Here is a 25,316-nt window from a genome sequence, read left to right on the forward strand (position 1 = left end):
AGATTGAACAACGGATGGCAGGCGCCCATCGCAGTTGGGTTACTTCAACGACTATGCATGAGATCAAGCAAGCACCACTTTTATCTTATTGATAAATCATCACACCATATATTCACCAAGATTATTTGCAGGAAGAAAATGATTCTGCTTAGGTTTGCGCCTCCATTATCATGAAATGAATCTGTTCCACATCATACTGCTGATTGGCGGCATCCTTGTACTGATATTCGGCATAGTCACCTTTTCAGGTAAAACCGCATTAGGGAAGCGATCCTATTTTTTCTCCGGTACCGAACTCGACAAAACCGTGATGGGAATTTTGTTTTTCCTGATAGGTATGCTGCTCATCATCACTTTCCTGATTGAAGTGGTGGGGCCGCATTTTAAAAAGGAAGGGTTATAAATTCCGCCGTATTATTTCAGCCGTTTCTTCAAGGTCTCCATTATATTCTTCATCCGGTGCAGGTTCAGCAAGAAGGCAAATCCAAGTTTCACAGGGAAAATTAGGTAGTAGAAAAAAATGATCACCGGATTCGCAGCCACCTTCACTGGCTCATAACCGTAAGCCTGCATATAATTGCAGCAGGTTCGCTGGCAAAACCAGATTTCTGTGGCGCTCAAACCTCCTTTGCTCCAGCTTTGTGACCGGTCGGGATTAATTCCCTTCACATCCTTTTTATCCATGCCACTGGATGAACCCACCTGGGGCACATCCTTCAGTTTGGCGGAAAAAGGAAGCTGCAGGAAAAAACAGATATTCTCTATCATATTATCAGGATTTTCCAGCAGCTTTTCAAACTGAACGCTCATTACTCGCTTGTCCTTTACATTTTCGCGGGCGCGAATAGCCGAGTTCCAGAGTTTGCTGATGGTAAGCGGGTGATAGTTGGTCCATGCACGGATGGTTTCATACCAGGTGGCATGCGAGCCACCCAAAAAACGGCGCTTCCATTTTCGCTTTTGCGACAATAAAACATCGCGCGGATCGCGGACCATATTAATGAAATAGGAATCAGGGAAAGCATCGAGCACTTCCCGGATATAAAAAACATTCTGTGGTGTCTGATCACAGGGAAATTGCTTCCCCTGCTTTAGGGATTCATGCTGAATAACGGCTGCGAAAATACGCAGCGAGGTAAGTTCATTTTGCCGGATCGCTGTCACTATCTCCTTTGCTTCAGTCTCATATTTTTCAGGTTCCTTCTTTGCAAAATATCCGGCTGCGGAAATATTGAGCAACCTGGCAGCGAGCTTTAATGCCTCTTCAAATGATAAGATTTTGCCTTTGTCTTTGCCCGACCACATCTGTTCAAAGAAATGCAACTCCGGAAAAGTATGCACCTGTTCATGATTGTTGAGTATCCTCCCCATCATGGTGGTACCGCTCCTGCTGTTTCCTACTACAAAAATAAATGGCATGACTGCGCTATGGATTTTGCGCAAAGGTAAAGGAAGCGCTCAGAGAGTCTAAATAGTTTGACAGGTTTTTCGGGCAACCCGGTCACTGGCCGGCAATATAGCTTTGAAGATGTTCAATAATGCCCTTTTGTTCTTCGATCAGCAACTTCACCACATCGCCAATAGAAATAAGGCCGATCACCTTTCCGTTTTCCATCACCGGAAGGTGACGGATGTTTTTTTCTGTCATCATTTTCATACATTCATCAATCTCCGTATCCCTGCTGACGGTGCGTACCTGTGCAGTCATCACCTCTGTAATTGGTGTGTCTTTGGAGGCACGTCCGAGCAAGATCACTTTGCGTGCATAATCCCGCTCCGTAAAAATGCCATTCAGCTGATCCCCCTGCATCACGAGCACACCTCCAAGGTTCTTTTCAGCCATCAGGCTCAGGGCATCATAAACGGTACCTTCCGGGCTAACGGCAAAAATCTGGTTACTCTTGCGGCGAAGTATGTCATTTACTTTCATGATCAGTCAATTGAAGGTGTAAAAAAAGGTGTCGCTATGAAGTTAGTAAAAATCCCTCAACCTGCAATATCTGATTTGTTTATGGTTTCCACTTAAAATAATCAAAGCTACTGACCGCGATGCACGTTTTTTATTATTCAGTTTTGACTGCTTAATTTTTACTTTCGCAATGCCACACCGTTACACATGATATACTTTTCCCGCCGCCATTTTTTTCTGCTTACCACAGGAGTCGTGATACTGCTGTTTATTTTTTCAGCAGGGAAAAACGACGCACAACCATTTCACAGCAGGATAGAGATGGACTATTTTGAAGAGGAAGGCATACGGTCTCCCATTGATTCCGGACAGTATTTCCTCGTTTCCGCACGCTGCAAAGGTTGCCATGGATATGATACGCTGCAGGTTGCCAATGTTGATTCAAACGGTGTTGACATCAACCTGTATGACGACTGGCAAACAACCATGATGGCCAATTCAGCCAAAGACCCGCTCTGGCGTGCAAAGGTCAGCCATGAGATCCTTGTAAATCCGGGCCATGCAGCTGAATTACAGACAAAGTGTACCGCCTGCCATGCCCCGCTCGGGCATTTCACGGCAATGTTTCATGGGTCAGATACTTACACCATAGACGATCTGATCAATGACACGCTTGGCCTCGATGGTGTTTCCTGCGGCGGTTGTCATGAAATAGGCATTGAAAATTTAGGGAAGACATTTTCTGGAGCCATTCCATACGACACCAGTAAAAAGGAGTTTGGGCCATTTGAAAATCCGCTTACCGGGCCGATGCAGCTGTATGAAGGACTCACGCCAACCTTCAGCACGCACATGAGCACCTCACAGGTTTGTTCACCGTGCCATACACTCATCACGCATACGGCCGACCTGGAGGGCAATTATACCGGCAGTACTTTTATTGAGCAGGCTACTTATCATGAATGGCTGAACTCTGCATTTTCGGCTGATAATATTACCTGCCAGAAATGCCACATGCCACAACTGAAAGATTCCATTATCATTGCCAATAACATCCTCGCACTGGGGCCACGCTCACCATTCAATCAGCATCAGTTCGCCGGTGGCAATGCATTTATGATCAGTATGATCAAAGAAAACAAAACATCGCTGAACATTACCTCACCGGATAAGAACTTTGATTCAACATTAGCTGCCACATACAGGTTGTTACAACAAAATACAGTTGGCCTGTTCATGTTTCTCGACAGCATTACAGCAGATACCCTGTACCTGAGAGTGCGTGTGTCAAACAAGGCCGGCCATAAATTTCCGTCAGGCTATCCAAGCCGCAGGGCAGTATTGCAACTCGTGATTACGGATCAAAACGAAGACACCGTCTTTCAAACCGGCACCTTTGATTCGAACTATGAAGTGCATGCGATCAATGCAGGCTATGAGCCACACTATAATATCATCAGCAGTGAATCGCAGGTTCAATTATATGAAATGATAATGGGTGATGTAAACAATAATGTCACCACCGTGCTGGAAAGGGCTGATCATATGATCAAGGATAATCGCCTTCCGCCGGAAGGTTTTACATCGTCGCATCCTGTTTACGATACGGTGCGCATTACAGGTGAAGCAGCTGAGGATGCTGATTTCAATAAATCAGGCGTGGCAGAAGGCACCGGTATGGACTTCGTTCATTTTCACATTCCAATAAACGGCGTAAATGGCATCTTAAACATTTATGCGGGCATGTATTTCCAGGCTGTCCCGCCGCGTTATGTGACTGATATGTTTGGATACAGCGGTGCGGCAATTGATTCTTTTAAGCATATGTACCTTGAAGCAGACCGCACTCCGGTGTTGCTGACTGCTGCACAAATTCAGACGCCTTTCATTTTGTCGGAAGTACAACCTGCCGGAACAGCGACGATCAGCATTGTTAATACAGTCAGCCATTCAGGTGATGTGCAATTGATGAACCTTCAACACCTGATGATAGAATCCATCAGGATCTATCAGCCCGGCGGTGTGTTGCTCTCTCATGCATCACCGCATGATAACGATGCCATGCATTCAGTTACATTACCCGTTCAAGCCGGAATTTACCTGGTTGAGATTTATGCCAATGGCCAACGGTTTGTATTCAAAGCCATCCGGCTGTAATGCAGCCTGCAGGAATTATATTTACAGTGAACATCCGGGATTTATTTACTTTTAATTTTCCTTTACAGCCACAATCATTTTAAACATGCAATTTTTTACAAAACTTAAGCTGATCGCTATCGCTGCTGTCTGCTGCTGCTGCGGAAATGTATCCGCGCAGGTGAGTTTCCTCAATGCCAACGCCAAACTTTCTGCTACCAATATTCACAGCGGATGCCCGGTTGGTGTGGCTGATATCAATGGCGATGGTCTCGATGATATTGTGCGACTGGATCAGGCACACCTCCTTTATATAGACTATCAACGTCCCGGCTTGCTTTTCGATCATCATTATATCGGCGACTACGGCGGTGGCGTGTCATGGGCCTGGGGACTGTGTATTGCAGACGTTGACCACAATGGCTATAAAGACATCGTGGCAGGTGGTTACGGACCGTCTGTCAAGATCATGAAACTAAACAGTACCGGAACAGGTGGCACCTTGTACAGCCTTCCTTCTTCGAACTTCTTTCTTCAAAACATAAATTTTGCCGACATCAACAACGATGGATGGGAAGATATTTTTGGCTGTGATGATAATGCCGAAAGCCATATCTGGCTGAACAACGGCAGCGGAAACTTTACCGTGTCTTCCATTATTGATTTTGATGTTACCGGCACGGATGACTCAGGCAATTACGGCAGCGTGTGGACTGATTTTGACAACGACGGAGATATTGATCTTTACATCGCTAAGTGCAGGCAGGCAGTGAATGACCCTAACGACGGCAGGCGGATTGATGTGCTGTTTGTGAATGACGGCAACAACAACTACACTTCCGATGCCGCTGCCTACGGGCTGGCCGACAGTGCACAAACCTGGACCGCCAATTTTGCCGACATCGACAATGACGGAGACCTTGATGTCATTCAAACAGATTATGATGTGCCCGCCAAACTGCTGGAGAATGATGGTACCGGGCATATGACAAATATCACGGCGGGATCAGGTTTTAACATGACGGTGATTCCTATTGAATCGGTGATGGAGGATTTTGACAATGATGGATTTGTTGATATACTTGTTTCCGGCAGCGACTATCAGTTTTTTCATAATGACGGTGATAAAACTTTCACCAAACTGCCGGGCATCTTCGGAACAAGCAACATGGAGTCATTTGCCATTGGTGATCTTAATCACGATGGCAAGGTTGATGTGTATGCCAGTTACGCCAACATTTACACCACGCCCACATCAGTTGATGATATATACTGGCTGAACAGTTCTTCCAACGGAAATCATTTTATCACCATCAATTTGACAGGAACCACCAGTAATGCCGGAGCGCTGGGAGCACGTGCTACCATTTATGGAGCATGGGGAAAACAAGTGCGGGAAGTGCATGCGGGCGAAAGCTATGGTACCTGCAATACAAGCAGCCTTCACTTTGGTACAGGTTCAGCGTCAGTTATAGATTCGATAGTGATCAACTGGCCTTCCGGTGCCGTCACTTCTATCATGAATCCGGCCGTTGATCAGTTTATTGATGTGGTGGAAAATGAATGCACGACGCCTGATTTAACCATAAGCAACAGCGGGGGAACAGTCATCTGCCCGGGCGAAACAGTTACACTTTCAGCTTCAGCAGTTCCATCAGACTATTCATATCTATGGTCCAACGGAGCCACTACACAGTCTGTGGAAGTAGGCGAAACCGGTGATTACAGTGTGAAAATATCGTCTTCCTCCAATAACTGTTTTACCACTTCTCCGACGATCACGATCACACAAAATCCGGTGGAAGTACCGGCTGTAACCGTATCCGGTGCATTAACCTTTTGCGACGGCGGCAGTGTTGAATTATCTGCTCCGGCTGCCACTTCATATGCCTGGTCAAACGGTGCAACCACTCAATCCATCACCGTAACATCATCCGGCAGCTATACTGTCAGTATTCCGGGTACGTGCCAGTTGATTTCGTCAACTCCCGTGGAAGTAAATGTTTTGATTTCTCCGTCACCTGCAGCAGCTGATGTCCATCTTACTACTCCCGGAACAGCTACGCTCACCGCCACCGGCGACCTGGTGAACTGGTACAGTGAACCCATTGGAGGCACATTGCTCAGCACCGGCAATCAATTCATTACGCCTATACTGTATGACACCACTGTTTATTTTGCCGACAACACAACAGCGTTTGGTGCTGATACTTTCTATACCGGCCAGCCATATCATCAGGGTGTGTTGTACAGTGGCAGCAACAGCACCAACAGCAGCATAATTTTTAATGTTTATCAGCCTTGCGTATTGAAATCAGTGAAAGTTTATACCGATACGCCCGGCGAGCGGCTGATAGAATGGAGAAATCACAATGGAAGTGTGCTGCAGAGTGTATTGATCAATATCCCGATGGATTCAAGCCGTATTACACTTGACTTCAACCTCGTGCCTGGAGAAGATTATGAGCTCACCACCAATAAAACGCAGAATAACCTGTTATGGGGTTTTGACAGCCCGCGGCTGCAGCGCAGTGATGCCGGTGTCAGCTATCCTTATGTGATACAGGACTTCGTTTCCTTAACCGGCTCACCTAATGGAAGCAACCTGTTCTATTATTTTTATGACTGGGAAGTAGATAAAATTCCGACGCTGTGTATCAGCGATCGTGTGCCGGTGACTGTATTTGTCGACCTTGCCTCAGGCATCGCTGCTGCTCATGAAAACATGATACTAAACGTCTTTCCTAACCCATCTTCTGGCATTGTGAATATTGCAGGCGGCAGTATGATGCCTGATCAGGTTAACATACAACTACAGGATATAACCGGTAAATTGTTGCTTTCACAATCAGCGAAGGCCATGAGCAGCGGAGAAAACTTACAGCTCGACCTCAGCAGTTTTCCGGGTGGAATTTACCTGTTGAATATTGAAACGGAAGGCTCCGTGCAGCAACATAAAATAGTCATTCAGTAAACAGGCGATTCTTTACCTGGTTGATTTCATTAACCATGCACAGCTGCTATTTCCTGAAAATAAAATACACCGCAAGTACCAGGAAAGAGAAGCCGACAAAATGATTCCACTTCAGCGCTTCATTCTTAAAAAACAAGACCGTAAAAATCGTGAACACGACAAGTGTCACGACTTCCTGTATAACTTTCAGCTGCACCAGTGAAAATGGCCCGCCATTCTCCTTAAAACCAATTCGATTCGCGGGTACCTGAAAGCAATATTCAAGCAAGGCGATTCCCCAACTGATCAGCACTACTGCTATAAGCGGCAAGGCGGCAAACCATTTGAATTCACGGAATTTCAGGTGTCCATACCATGCCAACGTCATAAAAATATTGGACAGAATAAGCAACCCGATGGTTTGTACTGATTTCATTTAAACAGCTTTTTATTGAGAGTGCAAAAACAATGTAACAAAGTAGGTGCCGGCCAGGAAGAAATCATTCAGCATTATAGAAGCTGAAAACAATTCCCGAATAATGAAAAATCACATGCTGAAAAGGGCTGGCATTGCATCCGAAATGGATTACACCAATTTCAACATGCCATGTTCAGCGTTTAGACAGTTGCCTTCTTTTTCAAATACCGCAACATATCCTGAATAGTCTCTTCCAGGGAATATTGTTGTTTCCAGCCGGTATCCTTTTTAAGTCGCGTACTGTCGCCATAGATGATGGGTTCGTCCGTTGGCCTGAGCAACGCCGGATCTGTTTCGATATTCAGCTTCATGCCGGTCGCTTTTTCAATAAGCGGAATCAGCTCTTTCACCTGGTACACCTTTTCACCACTCACATTATAAACTTCACCGGCAGTTCCCTTATCTGCGAGCAATACCAGGGCTGAGACAAGGTCGCGCACATCGGTAATAGAGCGTTTTGTTTCCAGCGTTCCTACTTTAAACTTATTCTCTGCGCCCTTCATAATCCTGTAAGCACGCAGTACGAAATCCGATGTAACATCATTGGTTTTACGGGCACCGGTAGTATTAAAAATACGGACACGGATACAACGGATGCCGAAGTTCTGGAAATACTGAAAGGAAAGGAGGTCCTGCCCCACCTTGCTCACACCATAAGGATGCAATGGCAATAGCGCGGTGTCCTCCTTAACCGGCGTATTCTCCGGTGTTAATGACAATCCGTATTCAGCACTCGAACAGGCCACCACGACCATCGGATCATAATCCGGCTCTGTCAGGCGTATTTTTTTGACAGCTTCAAACACATTCACCGTGCCATTCATATTGGTGTTAATCGTTTCAATAGGCTTCTCCCAGGAAACGGTAGGATAGCTTTGCGCCGCCAGATGAAAAATGCGGGAAGGACGAAACTGATTGATGATGGAAAAGACTTTCCCGGCATCGGTTACGTCGCATTCGATGGCATTGCAAACCGGCAGGATGTCAGTTACATCAATGGTAGGTTTGAAATATGTGCCAATAATATTTTCCTTAGGCAAAAGGCTGCGGTAGTGATCAATCAGATGCGATCCAACCATACCTGCTGATCCGGTAATCATGACATGTTCTGTTGCTGACATGCGAAGCGATTGTTAATTGATTATTGTAAATTGTTATGTGATTCGGACTGCTGAATGCATTGATGCTTTCGATTAACAGCAGACGAATCCTGCCCTGCCAACGGCTAAGCGCTGTTACTCAGTGCCAATCGGTAAATTTCATTCACCCTGCTGCCAATGAGTTGCCAGCTGAACTTTTCATCTGCGGTTTTTTTTGCCTGCATGCGCAGGCGTTTCATTTTTTCTTCATCCTGCAGCAAGGCCATTATTTTTTCCGCAAGGTCTTTTTCGTCTTCATTCCGGAACATCACTCCATTCTCTCCTTCCACAATTATTTTTTTAAACGTATCGAGGTCGGAGGAAACGATGGCCGCGCTGTAATCGAGTGAACGGATCATCACGCCACTGGAATAAATCTCCCGGTAAGGAAGCGTTACGATATCCGCTGCCGCGAAATAGTATGGAATGATTTCATTCGGCACATAGGAATAGTTGAGGATGCAATCCTTTTCCAAATTCTTCTCCTGTACGATTGCATCAAATTCCTCCTGTTCCACTTTCCACGGCTTGCCGACCACGAGCAGTTTTACATTGGGCATCTTATCGCGAACGATGGCATGTGCGCGCAGCAGCACATCGAGGCCTTTTACCTTTTTTATTTGTCCGAAGAAAAGCACCAGTTGCTGATCCATGGGCAAGTTCAGCTTTTGCCTGGCTTCTTCCTTCGTGATGGGTTTATTGAAAAGAAAATCAGAATCACCATGCGGAACAATGTGAATGTCGTGTTCCGGAAAACCGGGGAAATATTTTTCCAGGGATGTTTTTGCATAGTCAGAATGAACGATGATCTGATCAATAGCATGGCGGAATTTGCCGTATTTGCGCGGATTGATCTCCTGCCCGTATTTATCAAAGCTTTCAATGTCGTGAATGGTAGCCACCACCCTGAACCCTTTTCTCCTGAAGAGGAAAAAGTTCAGGTATTCCCTTAACGCAAAATGATACACGTGAAAGTGAACCACTTTCGCACCGGCTTTAGCGGCATCCTGAGCAGCATGCCATGCGCCGATGGCGTAACGGACACCGCGGATCAGCTTGTTATCTTGTCCGTAAATTTTCTTAAACGGTTTTATCGTGCGGAAAGGAAAGCTGAATTTGGTATCGAGATCGGTTTCATCGCAGGTATAGAAACTGAGTTCTGTTCCCTGGTCGGCCACCGCCTTGCATAAACCAAAATCATAAAAGTCATTACCGCTGTGTCCGCCGATGGGTTCAACCATGGCAACCCTTAACTTATTATTTTCACTCATACCAGCGGCTTAGATCTTTATGGAGCAATTTTTCAAGTTGCATGATATCAGGTTGGAAGATGGCATGCATGCGGTCCACCGTGGCATCATGCTTGTCTTGCTTTTTGCTGCGGGTGAGAAACAGGTTCTTAATGGATTCCACCCGGTGATCCGGGATGATTTTACGGGCAAGCGTACGCAGATTCTTCTGCGAATAGATGGCACGTATGATGCTGTTGCGCGGCGTTGAATAGGTATTGTACTTGCCTTCCAGGTCCGGCAAAAAGGAAGGATCAATCTGGAGAAAATGCAGCAGCTCAACAATCATGGCTCCCATATTTTCTGATAATTCATCGTAAATAAAGATCCTGACGTTCTCTTTTCCGAATGTATCGAGGTAACGCTTTACCTGTTCATAGTAGAGGCCCAGTTCAACATATTGCTGATACCAGAGGTGAGCAAATTTGTGCTTTGACTTTTTACTGACGATATCTTCCAGCGAATCATTCACATAACCCAGCTTATGCTCCATGAAATAATGCGAGAAGGCACGGTCAACAGGATTGCGCAGCGACATGATGATTTTTGCGTCGGGCACCAGTTCTTTGATTTTGGCAGGAACCGGCGGATAGAAAAGATAAGAGACACTTGCTTCACCGATGGCCTTGTGCCGTCCGTTGGCGGCTTCGAAAAGTTGCATGTACTCCTGCAGGGTTCCAACCCCTTTCTCTTTGTGATACAGGCTTTGTTTCACTGTTTCGTCATAGGAGAAATAGTTGGGTTCCTTCACCGGACTCATATACACTTCCGGATGTTTCTTCAGGTAATAATACAGGGAAGTAGTGCCGGCTTTAGGAGCACCTACAATAAAAAAGTTGGGCAATTTCTTTGTCATAGTTCAGCTTAACCAATCAGGCAACTGTGCAATCCCTTTCCCCCTCAGGAATTCAGCTAACCGTTTATTGTAGGGTTCATAAATTTCATTCAGCAGGTTCCGTTCTTCTTCCGTCATCTTTTCCCGTGCGCCGGCATTGGCATTTATCTTTTTATACAAGCCACGTAAAGTTCGCTTCAATCCCACATTTTTTCTCCAGAATGATTCAAACGTTTTGTTAATCCGCAGCATGGTCTTGTGCATCCAGCGGTTCCTGTAAGCGATGGTTTGGTTTTCAATGACAAAATCCTCCGGTTTATACCGGCTGAAATCAAGCTGCAGCCAGGCACACAGCTGTTGCATGAAACCCATTGCATCCTTCTTCAGGTCTTCGAAAAAAAGTATTTTCAGGTTTTCACCATATACATCAAACCAGGCAGGCAGGTAATCGATATAGTAACCTTCGCTGATGCCCCGCATGAAAAGCGCTTCTTCGTCTTCACGGTGTTCATCCGGCCCGGCATCTGTGTAGGCAAGGGATTTCCGGATAAAATCGGTGAAAGTGGTGTTGACGGAAAGGTAGGCATTTGCCTTTTTTCGCTCGTAAAAAGAAAACAAGCGGTCGGCAGGATTACGGAAGATGAATATTATTTTCACTTCATTGCCAAGTTCCTTCAAAATGCGGGATGCAATAATTTCTTTGCCATAAAGATAGCTCGGGCTTGCCTCCAGGCGATATCTTTTGCCTGCATCACAATGCGTAAAGTAGGCTGCATATTTTTCCATTGGCGGAATTTCGCGGCCATATCTAAGCGGCATAAAGAAGCCGATCTCTTTGGCCGATGATCCGCAAACGGCAGGATGCAAGGAGAGATAAGTATAAACCGACGTAGTACCGGCTTTATGAACACCTCCGATAATCAGGTTGGGCAATCGCGAATCAGTCATCAGAGTCAATCAGTTTAAAACCTGCTTATTGGCCCAACGGTAATTCCTGTCAGGGTGGCGCTGGATGTAATAGAAGAAATAATGAATGGCCACGAATGATGCGGCTATGGCAATGCCCGGGTCAAAAAAGCTTCCTCCTGTCGGTATGCCACGGATAAAAAAGAAAATGATGAAAAACAAAATCGACTGGTAGAAATAATCTTTTCTGAATTCCAGGTTCAGTTTTCTATGCGTCCGGTACACGAGCCAGTATTGCAACAAACCTATAAACAAGCCCAGTACGCCAAATTGATAGATCACCCCCAATACACCGATATCCGAAGCGTAGAAGTGGCCTAATTCGGCAGTGGGACCGCCCAGCCAGTCGTTATTGATTTTTCCGTTCCCGAAAAACCAGCTGAAAGAATGCTTGTTGAAATATTTGAATGCGATAGCTGTTTCACGGATTCGTGCATCTGCTGAAGCCTCACCTGTTTCTTGTCCCTGCAGGGCAAGAATAACGTCGGTATACATTAATATAACCCTGTCAAGAATATCAGGCCGCAGTAACCACAGGCCTCCCAACGCGGCGGCAATAAAAAGAATGAAAGAAGCAGTATAGTAAACGATTTTCTCCCAGCTGAGATAAAGCAGGAAATACAAACCTACCGTTCCGAGTAAGGCAATGGAAGTACCTCTTTTCTGATTGATAAAAAAGATATATGCATAAAAACCGATAAAGAACAGTGCATATTTTATATGATTGGTTCTTACATAACGGATAAAATAATAGATGGTGGCGAAGGCAAATCCGAAGATGTCAAACTCAAACTGGCAGCCCCCTTTAATCGAATTGCAATACACGAACAAGGTTCCTGCAAACTGGTTGGGGTTAAGCGCCAGTATCATGGCAAGGTAAAAAGGCAGGTTAAACCAGGCACCGAACAACAACGCATCGCGTACAATAGTTAGATCAATAGATTTTGATTTTAACAGGTAGAACATGAATATACCTGATAGTATGGCCAGCCATGATTTTTCTGCCGACATACCCAGAAACACCGGCTGCCCGAAATAGAAGTTGGTAACGAAGCCTGCCTGCAGCATGATATACGTCAGCAACACCAGGATAATGATCTCATAGATGTTAAACCCTGCTTTTTTAACTATGAGCTTATCTACCAAATAGATGGAAGTAAATGTCAGATAAACAAAAAGCATCGGATATCCGCCAAATACGAGATAGATCAGCGAAACCGGGCTTTTAATAAGGGTGCCGAAAATATTGATGAACAGCAGGTAAATCAAAAATACTTTAATACGACGCCGCCAGGTATTGTGGATGGCCTCAGCAAAATGTAATGGCGTTGTGAGTTCTAATCCCTGCTGCACGTTCTTTTTCCCAGTAGTATTTTAAGGATTAACAGGGATTCCTTTGCATTTCCCTCTGTAAGATTTTTTAAGGCTTTCCCTGCCAGGCGTATGACGGGTGCGAAGATAAGATACGGATAGTAAAGTTGGTAAAATAACATCCAACCTCGGTATTTGCAGCACATAAAAAATAACGGCCTTTGCTTGCTCTTGATTTCTTTGCCGGTAGTAACTCCTTGCTTGTGATAAATAATGCTTTGGTAACAATAACCATGTTGCCAGCCTTTGCGCAAGGCTCTTACTTCCCAGTCCATCTCTTCAAAATAGGCATAGTAAACATCATTCATCAGCCCCACATCCTGCAAAAATTCTTTCCGGATAAAAATAGAAGCACCGTAGACATAATCAAACTTCACATCATCCCTGTCGTACTGACCATGGTCCACTTCCCGCACCCCAAGATGGTATGACCAGGTTGTCCATTTATTAAACATGCCGCCAATGGCATTGATCTTATCCGGCCAGCGGTACCAACGCAGCTTGGAACCAATCATCCCTACCTTTTTTCCGGCAGCCTGATATGCAGCAGCCTTTTCCACGAGGTGTTTTAAGGCATCATACTCCAGCGTGGTGTCGTTATTCAACAGCCACACAAAGTCTCCATCGGCTTTTTGCAAAGCATAACGGGAACCCACATTGTTTCCACCCGCAAAACCGATATCGCTGAGCGCCTGCACAAAGATGAGCGGATACTTAAACGGCGCTTCGGCATTTTCCGCAATTTGTGCTTCCAGCTCCTTTTCCTTCCTGCCATCACCACCCTTTTCAGCCTCAGCCACCTCATAGCTAAGCCAGCGAGCAGGTTTGTTACAGGCCGGTGCGGAATACTGACTGATCTCTGCAGGCGGATTGAATTCCATCACGCGGCTGCCGTTCGCCCATTCCTTAATAATCTGCAGCGAGGAAGGCGTATGGTTATCCACCACCACAATCTGAAACTCTTTGTAAGATTGTTTGGCCAGGCTTTCCATGGTTTCCACGGTATTGTTGTGGCCATTAAAATTCACCAGTACGATGTATATCTTCGGTTGCATCTTGCTCAATTTGAAACAGCTAATCCCTTTATGGGGAAATATCTTAATCCTTTAACTTCCTAATTTAGGTGACTATGGCAACTGCTTGCTGCACATATTCACTTCACCCATCCGCTGAGGTCGCGGTTCAGCAACGTGCCGAGTTTCATTACATCATCGCGAAAGATATCAGCCAGGAATTTGCGTTCTTCAACAGTGATTTTCGGCAGATCCTTATCGGTATAAAAAGTCTTCTTGAAGGCAGACTTCATTGATTTGGGAAGCACGCCCTTCAGCCAGTCTTTCACCTTCTTCTGCGTATTCAGCTTGCCGATGAGTTTATTTTTAGGAATGAAGGAAGGGTTGAATTTTTGGGAATAATCAATATCCACGTCAGGATCAACACCAAGAAAAGAGAACATATCCTTCACCACTGCACCGGGATTCTTCTTGAAATCATCGAAGATATAAATGCGCAGCTGCTGCGCCGGGAAAACATCCATGAACCGCTTCACCTGCCCGGCATACATGCCTATTTCCACATACAGGTTAGAAATACCCCAGCCTTTCGGGTTTCGTGCCATATCCTTCCTGAGCGCTGTCATGAAATCCTCAGTCTCATAACCTATCCGCAAATCCATCAGGTAGTGGCTGAAAGCCCGCTCAACAGGATTGCGCAGCATCATAATAATTTTTGCATCCGGGAATTGCCGGATGATATTTCCGGCAGCTGCTGCTGAATAGAGGTAGGAGTTGGTGATTTCGCCCACCGCCTTTTCATCCTTTACATTTTTAAAAAGCTGAACATACTGATCCCAGTCTTTCACGAAGGCATGAAAGATGCCTTCCTGCATATCGGACTCTAAAAATCTGGTCAGGTCTTTATTCAGCGACCTTGCATAATTGGGCCGGAACTTTGTATTGTCGATGTCAGTAGAAAAATGATGTGTTTCCTTGATGGGTGCCATGTAAATCTGCGGATGCATCTTCATGTACTCATATAAGGAAGTAGTGCCCGATTTTGCCGCACCCACCACAAAAAAATTAGGAAGTTTTGATTCCCCTGTTGTATTCGTTTTCATCTCAGTTTTTTTTCCGGCTTCCATTCACTGCATCAGCTTCTTTGATCTTCTGCAGTTCACAGCTACATAGGCCTGCAGTGATCCTTCTGTGGTATTAATTAATCCAACTGCTTAAGTCTCGCTTGATGAGTTCCTGCAGTTTTAACACATCGGCGCGGTAGACCTTCTTTAACTGTTGCCTTGTTTCAGGCTGCAGTTCTTTCTTTTCAAGATTGTATTTATACACAGTACTCTGCACCTTTAAACGCATTTTGCGGCGCAAATCTTTCGGCAGCAGCTTACCCAGGAAATTCTTCACCGGGTTGGGTTTTTTCAGGAACCGGTTCAGTGATTCCGATTTCGGTTCACCGCTGGCATTCAGTTCATCACCAAAATCAAGCGGACAACGGTCAATCAGCAGGAAATCTTCCAGCGATTGAATGAGGCCGGAAGCGTCCGTACGCAAATCTTCATGCAGGTACACTTTCACATTCCTGAAATTTTCCATGTAGGCTTTCACCTGCTCATAGTACATGCCGCGGCCGGTATACTGATAGTCGAAATGCCAGTTATCCTTCATGCGCTGTGATTCTGTTTTCAGGGCCGCTTCAAAATCGAGCGATTCGGCGCCATCCCGGAGTTTATGCATATACTGGGAAAATGCACGCTCTGCCGGATTACGCAGCACGATCACAATGTTCACACTTTGCGGATCCGGATGAATGCGTTTGATATTCGCAATCGTTTTCGCATAGAAATAAAGGTAGGTGGTCGACGACTCACCACGGATTTTTTTATCCGCTCCTTCTTCAAACAGCGAGAGATATTCATCGAGGTGATTGACGAGGAAACGCGGCCTGGTGACGAGCTTACCGTTATTGATAAAAGACAAATCCTCTTCCGGCCAGGCGAAATAGCCGGGCTCCTTTTTCCTGCTCATAAAAACCTGCGGATGCTGATCGAGTGCATAATGCAATGAAGTAGTACCTGCCTTCGCAGCACCTGCTATTAAAAGATTTGGCCAGCATTTCTTATCTGTCATACTATTATTTGTTATTCATGCGGAGCAGCCGGCACCTGCACGTTTATCATTTATGATGCACTGCGCCCATACCACGTGCTCAGGTCTCTGTGAATCAGTTGCTCGAGCTGATGTATATCGCTGATGAAAAATTTATCAATCAATTCCATTTCCTTCCTGCTGTCAAGCCGTGCATTTTCCGCAACGACGGCGTTCTTGCTGGCGATAAATCGTTGCAACCATTTTCTCATGGTTGAAGGCAACAATTTACCGAGCATGCTTCGCAGCGGATTTTTTTTCCTGGTAAGCTCATGCACGGCCTTGCTTCTCGGTGCAGCGGCTTCATTGCTTCTGATCTGCAGGTTCAGTTCCGCATGCTTAACACCGAGGAAATCCTGGATACGGTTAAATGTTTCCAATCGGTTCTTAATAAAGTCGTCTTCAAAAACCAGGCAGAGTATATTCTCTTCCTTAAAATATTTTCTGAACCGGTTGAGTTGCGCAGTATAGTAGCCCCTGGAGATATAGCTGAAGTTAAATTTCTGTGAAGGGTTTGATTTCAGGCGATCTGCTTCCGCGGCAACAGCGGCATCAAATGAAAGATCCTCAAAACCTTTCCGCTGCGACATCAGATAATGGGAATACGCACGGGCCGCAGGATTTCTGAAGATGAAGATCAGTTTGACATCATTTCCCAACGACTCATAGATGCGCTGCGCGGCTTTTTCTTCATACATCATGGCAGGATCCACTTCCCCTATGGCCGCCTGCATGCCATATTCGCTAAAGTATTCCTTCTCATAAAACTTCAGCCCTTTGGCATACTTTTCCGCATTCACAAAAAACTTAGTCTCCTTCACTTTTTGAGGGAGAAAGATATCGGGATGTTGTTTAAGAATTTCGTAAAGTGTAGTTGTTCCTGCTTTTTGCGCGCCCACACACAGGAAATTGGGTACAGCCATCAGCACTATCCGGTTTTGTTACCAAAGGCGCAAATGTAACAAAAAGTGCAAGGAGGAGAAAGGCCGAAGCCCGATACTGTTTGCCGGTAAACCAATGCAATGATAAAGAGGAACCTGCAGATCAGTCTATGCTGCCTACCTGATCTTCTACCGTAGTTTCCTTTTCTGAGTCGCCCTTCTTTTTCTTTTCCGGCTTTATTGCCTGCCGTATCTGCCTGACAAAGGTTTTCGGATTCACCTTAAATAATTCGGTGAAGTCGAGTGTATAGAAACCATAATAATATTTTATCAGGAAGAAGGGAACCAGGTTCATGATAATGATGCCGAACGTATTGACGCAGGCCGCGCCAACAATACCAAACCGCGGAATAAAGATGAGATCGAGCACGATGGCCAATATCGTGGTAGCAACCATGAGGTTACGGTTGAGCTTTTGCCTGCCTGTCATCATGAGGATGTTGCTCACCGGGCCGGTGGCGGCGTTAATGAACTGCCCGACCGATAAAATGATGAGCGCTTCGGTGCCGGCAAGAAATTCCTTACCAAAAATGCCCATGATAAACGGCGCCAGCAGAATCACGCCTGCGAGTATAGGTGCAGAGCACCAGAAAATGATCTTAGTGGCAAACTGTGCAGATTCTCCAAGTTCCTTCATCTTTCCCTGTGAAAACAATTCGGCAAACTTTGGCGCAGCAGGTACCAGGAAGGCCGTCAGCGCAATGCGCGTGATGGTAGCCACTTTAAAGGCATTGCGGTAAATTCCGACATCCTCAATTGTGGCATATCTGCCAAGTATGAACGTATCGGCATAGCCGCGAATGAGCGAGGCGAGAGAAGCGACAAACAACGAAATGCCGATCAGGAATTTTTCGTTGAACTCGAGTCCCTGCTCCACCTGTGTGGATGAGTAATTGGAATATTTCAGAAAAAAGTAGCCGCTCAGGATGCCGCCAATGGTAACGAATGCGACATAGGTGATGACGGGCACCACCTTATCATCAGTGACAAAATACAAGACAGAAATGATGATACAGCCAAAGAAAAAGTTACTGACGTTTTGCAGCATTGCATAAATACGGATCTTCTTCAATCCGCGCAGGCCGCCATTGGAGATGTTGAAGATAGTAACAGGCAGCAAGGCTAAGGTTGCAATACGGAAGGCCCTGATTAGGTCGGCATCCTGCTTCTGAAATACTTTGGTGGCAATCAGCGGTGCCAGGAAATAAAGTGCCGTGGAAAATAATATGGCCAATGGTACTGATACCATCAGCGACTTATTATACAGATCCTTAATCCATCCGAATTTTTTCTGTGCGTTATACTGCGCACCATAACGCGTCATCAACGTATCGCTGCCCAGCTTGGTAATGCTGGCGGTGAATGTCATCAGGCTTTGCGACAGGTTATAAACTCCGTTTCCGGCGGCGCCATACATCCTGGAGATCAGGAAAGTGAACAGATAGCTGAATCCCATGCCTACCAGGCGGGTAGTAAAGGCGGAGACGCCTCCTTTTACAATCTCATTTTGATGCGCTTTATCCGCTGGCTCTGCCCGCTGCTTTTCATCCATATGATCATCGGTGCTATTCATCTGCCCTGATAGAAGAATTTAATTGTTACTGCAGCCAGTTGTCAAGATTCCGGCCGGTGATTTTTGAGAGCTTTTCGATATCACTCCGGAAGAAGGCAATAAGTTTCTGGCGGGTTGCAGGCTTCATCGGTTCTGTTTGCTCCATAAAATTCTTCGTAAAGAATTCATTGGTCCTTACACCCTGCCGCTTCGGAAAAAATAATTTGTATCCCTTCTTGAAAATATTATCTGACATGAACAGCCAGCGCAGGACCGGATTCTTCCACTTCTTACCGCCTTTATTCCACTGCCTTGAATAGTCAATACTGACCTCAGGATCTATCCCGAGGAAGGTAAAGACACCTTTCAATACTTCCTGCGGGTTACGCCTGAATTCATCGTACCACATGATGTGCACATTCCTGAAATTATCCAGGTATGCTTTCACCGCATCGGCATACAGGCCCATCGACTTGTACTGCATGAACAGCGATGCGTGGTTGGCAAACCGTTCCTCTTCCAGCGCCAGCGCATCTTCAAAAGAATATTTCTCATCAGGATTATTGACATGCACGAAGTTGTATGCCGAATAAGCACGTTCAACAGGATTGCGCAGGATCATGAGGATCCGGACATCATCACCCAGGTATTTCCTGATATTTTCAATTGCCTGCTTGTAGAAGAACAGGTACATCACGCTGGCTTCACCTATTGCTTTCTTACCGGCCGAGCCGTCGAACAGCTTCTCATACTGATCATAATTTTCCACCCATTTCTGTATCCTGTTCCTCACCTCATCTGCCACAAAGAACTGCGGCTCCTTTACCTTAGGCATAAATACCTGAGGATGCTGCGTCATATAGTTATATAACGATCGTGTAGCAGATTTACCTGCTCCTACTAATAAGAAATTAGGCAGTGCCATTTTGTTCGGGTTTACCAACACAACATTTTTTGCGTACCGTCATTGCCTTCTTCTTTTTTTGACAATGAACTGCTGTGCCTGCTGAATTGCCTCATTTTTTTGTAAGCTACTATTAAATAGCTGATTTTAATGATGCGCGAATTGCTTCTTCACATCACTTGCCAGGTTTTTTGAAAACAGGTTCGCACCATCTTTATTCATGTGATTATCAAAAAAGTATTCAATCTTATTGTATTGCAGATCCTGGCTGTAGTCTTTGAATGGAACATTGTATTTGCTGCAAACATCCAGTATAGCCTGGTAAGAAGGCTCCATGGCAAACGGAGCCAGTGCCGGAGACATACTCACATACACCTTTGTTCCCTTTGCGGTGAGCGATGTAAAAATTTCTTCCAACCCTTTTACCTTATTCGGATCCACAATCTTATTTTTTTCATTGCGAAGTTTGGCATTCTCCCTGATCAGCTCATTTGCCTTTTCCTGTGTTATCACTCCTTTCAGCGGCTTGAATCCGGAATCAGATTTTCTGTTCTTGAAAATACCGGTGAGCACATCGAGCAGGGATGAATTATACCGGTAAATCATCGACAGCATTTTGAATCGCTCGGCATTAAATGGAATTGCATATTGTTCCATTGCTCCGTGGGTCATCCAAAAATCTGCGGCCACAGATTCAGATGGTCCTACCAGAAATTTACCTGATGTCTGCCGGTCACGGATACCCTTCAGCAGATAGATATCACGCACTTCCGGGTAATCTTTATAGTAGGGCGCAAGTACATTCAGCCGGTCGTAATGAACGTCCTTGTAATACATTTCCTCAGGGTTCAGATCAAGGATAACAAGTTTTGGTGTATAACGACTGAGCGCCATCCGGATAATCGCCTGCTCATAAAAGATAGTCTGGCCGTCATGCCCTGCATTGTAACAGGATATGCCCAGCGAATCGGCGATAAACTGCGGGTTATAGTTTCTCCTTCCTCTTGATGAACCGAGAATAACAGCGTCCTGGTTCATCTTCGTAAACGTGAAGGTGGATTCCGCTTCCGGGCCATTCTTCTGCGCGAAATACATCTGTTGCAGGATCATGCCAATCATTTGATCGGATACAATAACAGTCAGCAGCAGCAGCAAGCCGTTGCGAAAGAATATCCATGTACCGTTAGTAGTCTTCTTCATCGGCTTAGAATTGGAAGTAGATGAACTGGCTGGCATCGAAAACGCCGATTAACAAGATAATTGAAATGACGCCGGCATAAAAAAGGTATTTAAGCGACCTGTTTTTAGGCTCAGGGAAAATTGCATTCTTGTCTTTTGTCCAGTCTTCCTGGTAGATCTCAACGAGAAAAAGACAGATAATAGCAAACATGCCATACCACATGGTGGAAGCATCACCATCATAAAATTTTGTGCCCCGGAAACTAAACATCTGCCCGTAATAATACAATGCATCGGAAACGGTAGGCGAACGGAAAAAAATGTAGGAGAAGATACCACAATGAAATGCCATGATGGTACCTACGATACGGCCAAACATCGGGTGAATGCCATATACGAGGTTGTCGAATGCCGTTATCTGCTTCTTGATAACAAGCCGTGATGCCAGGAATACAAAAAATACCAGGAAGCAAAGTACATATGTCCAGTTGGCGCCATGCCACAAGCCGGCGAGGAACATCAGGACGCCAAGATTAAAGATGCCTCTCCATTTTCCTTTCCTGTAGCCGCCCAATGGCTTAAAAACATAATCGCCAAACCAGGTGGTAAGTGATATGTGCCATCGCTGCCATACTTCGCCGACAGACTGCCCGAGGTATGGCCGGCGGAAATTCGTCATCAGCGTAAAGCCCATAACCCGTGCAGAGCCGATGGCTATATCGCTGTAACCGCCGAAATCGCAATATAGCTGAATGGCAAAAAACCAGGCCGCCACCCAGAAAGTAAGCGGTTCGCCATCATGCTGATGCGGAAAATTAAACACGTTGGCCACATACGATCCCAGCCTGTCGGCCACCACCACTTTCTTAAACAGGCCCCAGAGCATCAGCTTTAATCCTGATACGACACGATCATAATCAAATTCATGCTTTTCATAAAACTGGTGAATGAGATTCTGCGGCCGTTCGATAGGGCCTGCCACGAGCTGTGGATAGAACATGACATATAGCGAGTAAATACCGAAGTCGCGTACCGGTTTGAAATTGCCACGGTAAACTTCAATGGTATAGCTCATGGCCTGAAACGTGTGAAAAGAAAGGCCTATGGGCAGTATAATATTCAGGTAAGGAATATCGAGCTTAATCCCGAACAAATCGGTAAGCCAGTTAAGATTGCCCAGAAAAAAATTGTAATACTTGAAAACAGCCAATACACCTACATTGGCAGCGATGCTCATCAGCAGGTAAGCCTTTCGTCGCTTTCCTGTTGCCTGATCTATCCAGATTCCCGCATAGTAATCGATAACAATGGTGAAGAGGAGTATGAGAATATACACCGGTATAAAAAACATGTAGAACACACAACTGCTCATCAGCAGGTGGAACCACCTGTATTTATGCGGAAGCAAAAAATAAATGATGGTGACAAGCGGGAAAAACAATAAGAAACTGAAAGAGTTAAAAACCATGATTTCCCCGGTGCTGTGAAGCTGCTTGTTATGAGTTGCGGCAGAAAAAAGCCGCGCAAATGTAAAAATTATCTTGTGATGGGAAAAGGCGCCGGGCAGGGCAGGTACAGGCAGAACGAAGAGGCTGCTTCCTGTATAAGATGATGGTTATTGCTTACCATCATTGATCAGGCACCGGCTTGTATTGGCAACAAATGAAGTTTCGCTCAGAACTCCACGATGAAAAAAGGATTCAGCAGATTCTCCTTGTTGTATTGCAACGGTTGCTTGGTTTCCCAGTTGAGCACCTTCCCTCCTGCTATTGCCACCACGGCATGTCCTGCGGCGGTATCCCATTCCATTGTAGGACCAAATCTCGGATAGACATCTGCTTTACCTTCCGCTACCAGGCAGAATTTAAGTGAACTGCCGGAAGACACAAATTCAACCTCTTTGCCCTGCTTTTTCAACTCCTCTACAAACTGCAGGGTTTCTTCGCTCATATGTGAACGACTGCCTACCACATTCACTTTTTGCAGGTCACGCCAATTGGCTCCTTTGCGCAATGGCATGCGTGTCCCGTCTTCATTTATCATGAAACTGCCTTCTCCCTTTACGCCGTACCACATACGTTTTTGGGCCGGTGCGAATACCACTCCTGCCACCGGTTCGCTGTCACTCATCAGTGCGATGTTCACGGTAAACTCTCCGTTCTTTTTAATAAACTCCTTGGTTCCGTCGAGCGGATCAACCAGCCAGTATTCCTTCCAGTTTTTCCGATCCGCATACGCCATCACTTTCGTTTCCTCAGAAATAATGGGTATGTCCGGATACAGATTCTTTAAAGCTGTCACGATAATACCATTCGCCCTTTGATCGGCCATGGTGAGCGGCGAATTATCGCCCTTTAATTCCACTGAAAAATCCTGCGCATAGATCACCATGATCTCTTCTCCGGCCTTATGCGCGATGTCGATGATTTTATTGATATCAATGTTTGTCATTGGTTGTTCGGCTGTATTTTTTGCGCGGCAAATGTAAGAAAGAAAATGTTGCAGCGAAATGAAGCGACCAACCGCTGCACGATTCCTCTAAGTTAAACAGCACCGATTTCCTGCGTCAGGTGTTGAAGAGATGATTTAAAGTGTGCTGTTCAGCAACTTAACGGATGAAAGTAACCGGATAAAATGGCTGTCGCGCTGCACGTTTTGTAATACCTGCAAATGTTTTTGCTTGTGAAGGTCTGTACCCGCAAACTCAACCATTTCATGCCTGATCAGCGCTCTGGCAGCATCACGAATGCTATTGTTGTAGTAACCGGTGAGTGACATGAGGTTAAGCTGAAAATAAACGCCGTAATCTTTCAGCTTCCCGTATTCGCGCATACTGCTTTCATGAAAATAGGGATACCGTTCCGGATGTGCCAGCACAGGTTTATAGTCATTCAGGTTCAGGTTAAATATCACTTCCTCCATCATGGATGGTCTGCTGTTTACGGGCAGCTCAAACAGCACATAGTTGTTGCCGAAAGTGAGTAATTGCTTCTTTTGCGCCAGCTCAAAAAAATTATGGTCGAAAAAATATTCGGCAGCTGCTTCCAGCAAAATCGGGATGGAGTTTCTTTCACAGATATCCCTAAGCCTGGCCAGTCCGCTAAGAATGGTAGCGGGTGTGTTATTGTAAAGGCCGGGATAACAATGCGGCGTAATGATGCATTTATGGTATCCCAGGTCGAGCAAGCCATTCAGCAACTGCAATGCTTCTTCATCCGATTGTGCTCCGTCATCAATGGCGGGAATTAAATGTGAATGCAGATCAGTACGGAGAGGCGGAGCAGGCTGCGACGGGTTATTGTTTTTCCCTATTAAGAAATTCCACACGACGGATAGGATCAGGCAGCAGCTGTATCACCGTTATTTTGCCCTAACAATTCCTGTCTTTCCCTGAATTTCCGGTTGGATTCAGCCACCGTACGTGCCACGATGGTAAAGATACTTCCCAGGAATATGCCAATGATACCGCCAACGATGAATGCCGCAATTTTAGATACAAAAGAGACGTTGGTAGAGAATACAGGATCATCAATCACCTGCAGGATGGGTGCGGTAGTGAGAATGGTTACTTTCGCCAGCTCCACATTATTCACAGCGGCGGCATATTGTTCATTCAGCAAATCGCGGTCGCGGGTAGCTGACGTTACACCAACCCTTCCTTTTTGACGGATCAGGTTATTCGTCATATCCTGCATATTGGCAACACGGTAATCGAGCGATTTGAGTGCGCGGCCCAATGAATCAACACGGCTGTCGGCGATACCAAGGTTTTTCCGGTTCAGTTCATATACATCCTCGATAAAGTATTTGGCAGACTTATCTACCATCAGCTTCATCATATGCATTGAAAAATCGTAATCCCTGGTGGTGAAAGTGGCCGTATTAAAAGGGCTCGACTCATCATATTCCATCGTGAGATTATTATCAATAATACTTTGATAAATCACGGTGAGCACACTGTCTTCCAGGCGGTTCAGCTGTTCAAGTGGCTTTGGCACAAATTTGAAATCCTTTAACACCGGGCTTTCATTCCATCCCTTTTTCAGAAGGCTCCCGGTGCGCCATTTATACAATTCAATATAATGATTGGCCATGAGGTCTTTCTTGCCATCCATAAGGCCTTCCTGCATCAGCGACTCTTTAACCACCCTGCGTGACTGAATGAGGCTGGCGAAGAATTTATTGTCGAAACCACCACCACCTTTTCCCGTAGTTCCCGATAAACCGAGTGCATTGGCAAGAGAAAGTGATGAACTCAATAATCCGCTTGATGCGCTCTGCCCCTGTGTGGCAAAACTGGTGGTTGCAATATATTTAGTGCCGTACCACCATGCATACAACAGGCCCAGCCCGCCAAAAACAAGCAACCAGATCAATAGCAGGTACCACTTGCGCAGCAGGTAATAGAATGATTGCTTAATACCGGTCCATAGCGGACCCAAATGAATTTCTTCATCGTCCTGGTAAGCGGGTTGTATCTTGTAATTATCCTGGGCCATGAAGGCAAGA

General features: G+C 45.5%; 22 protein-coding genes. 3 read left to right on the forward strand and 19 right to left on the reverse strand.

The window, feature by feature from the left end:
- The first annotated feature begins 175 nt into the window (after nucleotides 1–175).
- Nucleotides 176–403: a hypothetical protein gene (locus K1X61_02300; GenBank protein ID MBX7107455.1), complete on the forward strand. Its 228-nt coding sequence runs from the start codon at nucleotides 176–178 to the stop codon at nucleotides 401–403.
- A gap of 11 nt (nucleotides 404–414) precedes the next feature.
- On the opposite strand, the gene K1X61_02305 is transcribed toward K1X61_02300, so the two are convergent.
- On the reverse strand, nucleotides 415–1,419 hold the full coding sequence (locus tag K1X61_02305; GenBank protein MBX7107456.1) for a sulfotransferase: 1,005 nt from the start codon (nucleotides 1,417–1,419) through the stop codon (nucleotides 415–417).
- Nucleotides 1,420–1,501: 82 nt separating this feature from the next.
- Nucleotides 1,502–1,933: a CBS domain-containing protein gene (locus K1X61_02310; GenBank protein MBX7107457.1), complete on the reverse strand. Its 432-nt coding sequence runs from the start codon at nucleotides 1,931–1,933 to the stop codon at nucleotides 1,502–1,504.
- Nucleotides 1,934–2,116: 183 nt separating this feature from the next.
- Here K1X61_02310 and K1X61_02315 point away from each other — a divergent pair, with 183 nt between their 5' ends.
- Nucleotides 2,117–4,066 (forward strand): cytochrome c family protein, encoded by a 1,950-nt coding sequence (locus tag K1X61_02315; GenBank protein MBX7107458.1) that lies wholly within the window; start codon nucleotides 2,117–2,119, stop codon nucleotides 4,064–4,066.
- 85 nt (nucleotides 4,067–4,151) lie between these two features.
- On the forward strand, nucleotides 4,152–7,019 hold the full coding sequence (locus K1X61_02320) for an FG-GAP-like repeat-containing protein (protein ID MBX7107459.1): 2,868 nt from the start codon (nucleotides 4,152–4,154) through the stop codon (nucleotides 7,017–7,019).
- Nucleotides 7,020–7,065: 46 nt separating this feature from the next.
- On the opposite strand, the gene K1X61_02325 is transcribed toward K1X61_02320, so the two are convergent.
- The 17 genes from K1X61_02325 to K1X61_02405 all read right to left on the reverse strand — a co-directional run bounded on the left by K1X61_02325 (nucleotide 7,066) and on the right by K1X61_02405 (nucleotide 25,306).
- Nucleotides 7,066–7,434, reverse strand: coding sequence for a DMT family protein (locus K1X61_02325; GenBank protein ID MBX7107460.1), 369 nt, complete (start codon nucleotides 7,432–7,434; stop codon nucleotides 7,066–7,068).
- Nucleotides 7,435–7,616: 182 nt separating this feature from the next.
- Entirely contained in the window at nucleotides 7,617–8,597 is a 981-nt protein-coding gene (locus K1X61_02330; GenBank protein ID MBX7107461.1) for a GDP-mannose 4,6-dehydratase, read from the reverse strand.
- A 104-nt stretch (nucleotides 8,598–8,701) separates the two neighbouring features.
- On the reverse strand, nucleotides 8,702–9,886 hold the full coding sequence (locus K1X61_02335; GenBank protein ID MBX7107462.1) for a glycosyltransferase family 4 protein: 1,185 nt from the start codon (nucleotides 9,884–9,886) through the stop codon (nucleotides 8,702–8,704).
- A complete protein-coding gene (locus K1X61_02340; GenBank protein MBX7107463.1) occupies nucleotides 9,879–10,760 on the reverse strand; it encodes a sulfotransferase in 882 nt (293 codons plus the stop codon). Before K1X61_02340 ends, K1X61_02335 begins: the two co-directional genes overlap by 8 nt.
- A 3-nt stretch (nucleotides 10,761–10,763) precedes the next feature.
- The gene (locus K1X61_02345) at nucleotides 10,764–11,687 is read right to left on the reverse strand and encodes a sulfotransferase domain-containing protein (GenBank protein MBX7107464.1); all 924 of its coding nucleotides are present in this window, start codon (nucleotides 11,685–11,687) and stop codon (nucleotides 10,764–10,766) included.
- A gap of 9 nt (nucleotides 11,688–11,696) precedes the next feature.
- Nucleotides 11,697–13,058, reverse strand: a complete 1,362-nt coding sequence (locus tag K1X61_02350) for a hypothetical protein (GenBank protein ID MBX7107465.1) — start codon at nucleotides 13,056–13,058, stop codon at nucleotides 11,697–11,699.
- Complete coding sequence (locus K1X61_02355; GenBank protein ID MBX7107466.1) at nucleotides 13,043–14,131, reverse strand: glycosyltransferase family 2 protein; 1,089 nt, start codon at nucleotides 14,129–14,131, stop codon at nucleotides 13,043–13,045. The genes K1X61_02350 and K1X61_02355 overlap by 16 nt, the downstream gene beginning before the upstream one ends.
- A gap of 98 nt (nucleotides 14,132–14,229) precedes the next feature.
- Complete coding sequence (locus K1X61_02360) at nucleotides 14,230–15,192, reverse strand: sulfotransferase (protein MBX7107467.1); 963 nt, start codon at nucleotides 15,190–15,192, stop codon at nucleotides 14,230–14,232.
- A 94-nt stretch (nucleotides 15,193–15,286) separates the two neighbouring features.
- The gene (locus tag K1X61_02365) at nucleotides 15,287–16,213 is read right to left on the reverse strand and encodes a sulfotransferase domain-containing protein (protein MBX7107468.1); all 927 of its coding nucleotides are present in this window, start codon (nucleotides 16,211–16,213) and stop codon (nucleotides 15,287–15,289) included.
- Nucleotides 16,214–16,263: 50 nt separating this feature from the next.
- The gene (locus K1X61_02370) at nucleotides 16,264–17,154 is read right to left on the reverse strand and encodes a sulfotransferase domain-containing protein (GenBank protein MBX7107469.1); all 891 of its coding nucleotides are present in this window, start codon (nucleotides 17,152–17,154) and stop codon (nucleotides 16,264–16,266) included.
- Nucleotides 17,155–17,275: 121 nt separating this feature from the next.
- Complete coding sequence (locus K1X61_02375) at nucleotides 17,276–18,745, reverse strand: flippase (protein ID MBX7107470.1); 1,470 nt, start codon at nucleotides 18,743–18,745, stop codon at nucleotides 17,276–17,278.
- Nucleotides 18,746–18,770: 25 nt separating this feature from the next.
- Nucleotides 18,771–19,649: a sulfotransferase gene (locus K1X61_02380; protein ID MBX7107471.1), complete on the reverse strand. Its 879-nt coding sequence runs from the start codon at nucleotides 19,647–19,649 to the stop codon at nucleotides 18,771–18,773.
- Between the two features lie 126 nt (nucleotides 19,650–19,775).
- Nucleotides 19,776–20,828 (reverse strand): hypothetical protein, encoded by a 1,053-nt coding sequence (locus tag K1X61_02385; GenBank protein ID MBX7107472.1) that lies wholly within the window; start codon nucleotides 20,826–20,828, stop codon nucleotides 19,776–19,778.
- A 4-nt stretch (nucleotides 20,829–20,832) separates the two neighbouring features.
- The gene (locus K1X61_02390; protein MBX7107473.1) at nucleotides 20,833–22,275 is read right to left on the reverse strand and encodes an MBOAT family protein; all 1,443 of its coding nucleotides are present in this window, start codon (nucleotides 22,273–22,275) and stop codon (nucleotides 20,833–20,835) included.
- A 206-nt stretch (nucleotides 22,276–22,481) separates the two neighbouring features.
- Nucleotides 22,482–23,258 (reverse strand): 3'(2'),5'-bisphosphate nucleotidase CysQ, encoded by a 777-nt coding sequence (cysQ, locus tag K1X61_02395; GenBank protein MBX7107474.1) that lies wholly within the window; start codon nucleotides 23,256–23,258, stop codon nucleotides 22,482–22,484.
- Nucleotides 23,259–23,393: 135 nt separating this feature from the next.
- The gene (locus K1X61_02400) at nucleotides 23,394–24,134 is read right to left on the reverse strand and encodes a hypothetical protein (protein ID MBX7107475.1); all 741 of its coding nucleotides are present in this window, start codon (nucleotides 24,132–24,134) and stop codon (nucleotides 23,394–23,396) included.
- A gap of 11 nt (nucleotides 24,135–24,145) precedes the next feature.
- On the reverse strand, nucleotides 24,146–25,306 hold the full coding sequence (locus K1X61_02405) for a hypothetical protein (GenBank protein ID MBX7107476.1): 1,161 nt from the start codon (nucleotides 25,304–25,306) through the stop codon (nucleotides 24,146–24,148).
- Between the last annotated feature and the right edge of the window lie 10 nt (nucleotides 25,307–25,316).

It is taken from the genome of Chitinophagales bacterium (genome assembly GCA_019694975.1).
In the GTDB taxonomy this organism is placed as follows: domain Bacteria; phylum Bacteroidota; class Bacteroidia; order Chitinophagales; family UBA10324; genus JACCZZ01.

What these genes read in the sequence shown, in the direction of transcription:
- K1X61_02365 (MBX7107468.1), bottom strand. Translation starts at nt 16,213, where the DNA reads ATGACAGATAAGAAATGCTGGCCAAATCTTTTAATAGCAGGTGCTGCG.
- K1X61_02315 (MBX7107458.1), top strand. Translation starts at nt 2,117, where the DNA reads ATGATATACTTTTCCCGCCGCCATTTTTTTCTGCTTACCACAGGAGTC.
- K1X61_02305 (MBX7107456.1), bottom strand. Translation starts at nt 1,419, where the DNA reads ATGCCATTTATTTTTGTAGTAGGAAACAGCAGGAGCGGTACCACCATG.
- K1X61_02340 (MBX7107463.1), bottom strand. Translation starts at nt 10,760, where the DNA reads ATGACAAAGAAATTGCCCAACTTTTTTATTGTAGGTGCTCCTAAAGCC.
- K1X61_02330 (MBX7107461.1), bottom strand. Translation starts at nt 8,597, where the DNA reads ATGTCAGCAACAGAACATGTCATGATTACCGGATCAGCAGGTATGGTT.
- K1X61_02345 (MBX7107464.1), bottom strand. Translation starts at nt 11,687, where the DNA reads ATGACTGATTCGCGATTGCCCAACCTGATTATCGGAGGTGTTCATAAA.
- K1X61_02355 (MBX7107466.1), bottom strand. Translation starts at nt 14,131, where the DNA reads ATGCAACCGAAGATATACATCGTACTGGTGAATTTTAATGGCCACAAC.
- K1X61_02325 (MBX7107460.1), bottom strand. Translation starts at nt 7,434, where the DNA reads ATGAAATCAGTACAAACCATCGGGTTGCTTATTCTGTCCAATATTTTT.
- K1X61_02360 (MBX7107467.1), bottom strand. Translation starts at nt 15,192, where the DNA reads ATGAAAACGAATACAACAGGGGAATCAAAACTTCCTAATTTTTTTGTG.
- K1X61_02385 (MBX7107472.1), bottom strand. Translation starts at nt 20,828, where the DNA reads ATGAAGAAGACTACTAACGGTACATGGATATTCTTTCGCAACGGCTTG.
- K1X61_02375 (MBX7107470.1), bottom strand. Translation starts at nt 18,745, where the DNA reads ATGAATAGCACCGATGATCATATGGATGAAAAGCAGCGGGCAGAGCCA.
- K1X61_02320 (MBX7107459.1), top strand. Translation starts at nt 4,152, where the DNA reads ATGCAATTTTTTACAAAACTTAAGCTGATCGCTATCGCTGCTGTCTGC.
- cysQ (MBX7107474.1), bottom strand. Translation starts at nt 23,258, where the DNA reads ATGACAAACATTGATATCAATAAAATCATCGACATCGCGCATAAGGCC.
- K1X61_02405 (MBX7107476.1), bottom strand. Translation starts at nt 25,306, where the DNA reads ATGGCCCAGGATAATTACAAGATACAACCCGCTTACCAGGACGATGAA.
- K1X61_02300 (MBX7107455.1), top strand. Translation starts at nt 176, where the DNA reads ATGAATCTGTTCCACATCATACTGCTGATTGGCGGCATCCTTGTACTG.
- K1X61_02380 (MBX7107471.1), bottom strand. Translation starts at nt 19,649, where the DNA reads ATGGCACTGCCTAATTTCTTATTAGTAGGAGCAGGTAAATCTGCTACA.
- K1X61_02390 (MBX7107473.1), bottom strand. Translation starts at nt 22,275, where the DNA reads ATGGTTTTTAACTCTTTCAGTTTCTTATTGTTTTTCCCGCTTGTCACC.
- K1X61_02335 (MBX7107462.1), bottom strand. Translation starts at nt 9,886, where the DNA reads ATGAGTGAAAATAATAAGTTAAGGGTTGCCATGGTTGAACCCATCGGC.
- K1X61_02370 (MBX7107469.1), bottom strand. Translation starts at nt 17,154, where the DNA reads ATGGCTGTACCCAATTTCCTGTGTGTGGGCGCGCAAAAAGCAGGAACA.